Genomic DNA, 2430 nt, shown 5'->3' with positions numbered 1-2430 from the left:
GTCTGCTCAGTCTGCATCTGGCGTATCGCATCCAAACGGGGCATTCCCTGACCGCAGAGCACCTCAATCTGCCGTAACTTCGTGATAATTTCTTCCGGCTTATGATGTTTGATTCCCATGGTTTAGTCCTCCGTCTCCTAATTATACGGGTGGACCACTTCAAGGGGGGTGGACCAAAGGCGGTATGATGCTAATTGCACCTGTAGAGATTGTTCAGGAGACTGCTGAAGCGCTGCCGCTACTGTTTGTGGATACTATCCTGGGTGAAGACCAAGCGCTACAGATAGCTCCGGCTATTGGCTCTCAGAAGCGATTTACCTTCCCCTCGATGGATGAGTTAAGCCACGGCGCCATCATCCAGCCAGGATGGCGGATACGCGTCTATGCCGCCGGAACTGATCTTTCCGTTGATGTCTATGCAGATTCGAACTTTCAGTTAATCCATGCACAGCCATTGAAGGTAGACAGATTTGGCCATCTGCCCGCCATGTATCTCGGGCAGGGTGCTGAATATTGGTTTGTTCTGGAAAATGAGTTCGGGATATATAAGGCTGAATTGACTGCCAGCTAAACCAATAGCTTGTAGATCCCACCCTTTGCTATTCCCTGAATTCTATGTTCAGCAGTTCATGGTGATAGTGGAGAGCTGTGAGCGAGCGTAACTGAGGAGGAATCGCTTCAGTTCCTTGCGGTGCTGCACCAGATTTGCACCAAAATAAAAGAGATAAATAGCCAGCTATAAAGCTGGCTTGGGATGAAAATCGCGTATTTCAGCAGACTTCTACAACTACTGAGGACCCATAAGGATCTCCCGTATGTTTAATATAGAACGATGCCACTGCGTTTCCGGTAGTGATCTGCTTTGTGCTCTCACCAAACCAACGAGTCGTCACCCACCTACGCGGTGAAAAGTACCTTAGCGCATGCTCTACAATTGTTAATCTACCTAGTACGTCAACGGTAAACCTGAAGCTTGCCGCTCCTTGATGACCGCCCACTTCACTAGTAGGGCTCCAAACCAGCGGGGGTGCATACCCCGCGTATTTATTACAAAACAAATTTGGAGAACTTTTTTGATTTGCGCTAGGGGGGAGAGTTTTATTTTCTTCCTTTAAATGGAGATTTTCCGCTTCCCATTTATCCCAATCAAAGGGTATAGCCGGAACATGTTCACCCTCTTGAGGCGGCTTGAAGTCTTTGGAGATCTCCTGCACCTGGCAGCTTTTACCAGGGAGCCAGGCGCCTTCAGAGGGGGGCACGTCCGGGGAAAGCCATAGCTCTGCAGTAAAACAGCTTGCCTTTGCCATATATGGCTGGCGTTTCTCATCATAGGCCACAATATCCATTGTTCCTGCATACACATACCGACCGCCGGCGGTATCGTGAATAATATACGTCTCGGGATTTTGGTACACCCCTTGACTGTCTATCTTTTTAAGCTCTCCACTTAAAGAGATGTATATAAAATCATCGCCAGCATGTGCAAAAGTGCAGCAGTAAAAGAGAAATACCGAAATTAGATATCTCATGATCGATCCTTGACTAATTTATTGAAAGGCTTTATGCGCCCTATAATATAATAAAAAATAGGGAGTAACAGCATAACAACAATTGATTCAATGATTCTAGATTTTCCCCAAAAAATCAAAAAACCCTGCACACTCCACAATGTTCTAAATTATTTGGTTATACTCCACTGCCCGCAGTTCGTAGCCAACGATAGAAAGATGTAATAAATTTACCCCCTAAAATCAGGACTAACGAAATTAAAAATACTGCAATGTTGCCGTAATCTATAGATCCATTGGTGGATATTTCACCGATAACAATTCCTATGGATCTCAACGCCCAATAAACGCCTATAAGGAAGGTTCCAGCAATTATGAGGCCGTGCTCGGAAATAGCTGTTTCGCCTTCATAGGAGCTGATTATCTTCTGAGCTATATTGGGGGCCAATATCCAAAGAAAAATACCAATGACAATAGGAGCAGCCAACATCGCAATAAATGGTACAGTAGGCACAAGCTCTTTGCTTTCCCAAAACTCAGGCACAAAAAGCAGCGGTGAGGCATTTCCCAGGTTGCCTAGAATAAAATATGCGGCAAGAATTTTTATTGCCAGCTCTGAAAATTGCTTCATGGATTTCACCTATAAAAGTGGCAGTGATCTTTGTGGCCACTATTCCCTGAGTAAATATAGTGGCCAGATCCCCTACTCGGCTAGATATTTTAGGCTTGACATGAGCTTGAGCCCACCAATTAGGCACACAAACGTACTAATTGATTCTGAAAATGTACAATCTCTGCCCCCTCTTTCGGAGCACAATTGACCACTACAGAGTGAAAGGAGATCTCTTTGGCAAAAGAGGTTTTTGCGCAAGGCCAAGCAGTTAAAATTGGATGTGGTTCAGAAGAAGATCAATGCGATGGC

General features: G+C 45.2%; 3 protein-coding genes and 1 pseudogene. 1 reads left to right on the top strand and 3 read right to left on the bottom strand.

What is annotated here, in order from left to right:
- A pseudogene (locus Q5Y71_RS16625) lies at positions 1–119 on the bottom strand (IS3 family transposase); the annotation flags it as partial.
- 65 nt (positions 120–184) lie between these two features.
- Between Q5Y71_RS16625 and Q5Y71_RS16620 the strand changes: the two are divergent.
- Positions 185–571 carry a hypothetical protein gene (locus Q5Y71_RS16620; protein WP_306043199.1) on the top strand — a complete coding sequence of 129 codons (387 nt, stop codon included), beginning with the start codon at positions 185–187 and terminating at the stop codon, positions 569–571.
- A 199-nt stretch (positions 572–770) separates the two neighbouring features.
- Here Q5Y71_RS16620 and Q5Y71_RS16615 read toward each other — a convergent pair whose 3' ends face one another.
- Both Q5Y71_RS16615 and Q5Y71_RS16610 read right to left on the bottom strand, forming a co-directional pair.
- Positions 771–1529, bottom strand: a complete 759-nt coding sequence (locus tag Q5Y71_RS16615; protein WP_306043198.1) for a hypothetical protein — start codon at positions 1527–1529, stop codon at positions 771–773.
- A gap of 157 nt (positions 1530–1686) precedes the next feature.
- Positions 1687–2139, bottom strand: a complete 453-nt coding sequence (locus Q5Y71_RS16610) for a hypothetical protein (RefSeq protein ID WP_306043197.1) — start codon at positions 2137–2139, stop codon at positions 1687–1689.
- Positions 2140–2430 lie beyond the last annotated feature (291 nt).

Source organism: Microbulbifer sp. 2205BS26-8 (assembly GCF_030731025.1).
GTDB lineage: Bacteria > Pseudomonadota > Gammaproteobacteria > Pseudomonadales > Cellvibrionaceae > Microbulbifer > Microbulbifer spongiae.
The sequence above is the reverse complement of the archived record's forward strand: the minus strand, read 5'-3'. Positions and strand labels throughout refer to the sequence as shown.

Bases quoted from the DNA above. Each gene is read 5' to 3' on its own strand.
- Q5Y71_RS16610 (WP_306043197.1), bottom strand. From the start codon at position 2,139: ATGAAGCAATTTTCAGAGCTGGCAATAAAAATTCTTGCCGCATATTTT.
- Q5Y71_RS16615 (WP_306043198.1), bottom strand. From the start codon at position 1,529: ATGAGATATCTAATTTCGGTATTTCTCTTTTACTGCTGCACTTTTGCA.
- Q5Y71_RS16620 (WP_306043199.1), top strand. From the start codon at position 185: ATGATGCTAATTGCACCTGTAGAGATTGTTCAGGAGACTGCTGAAGCG.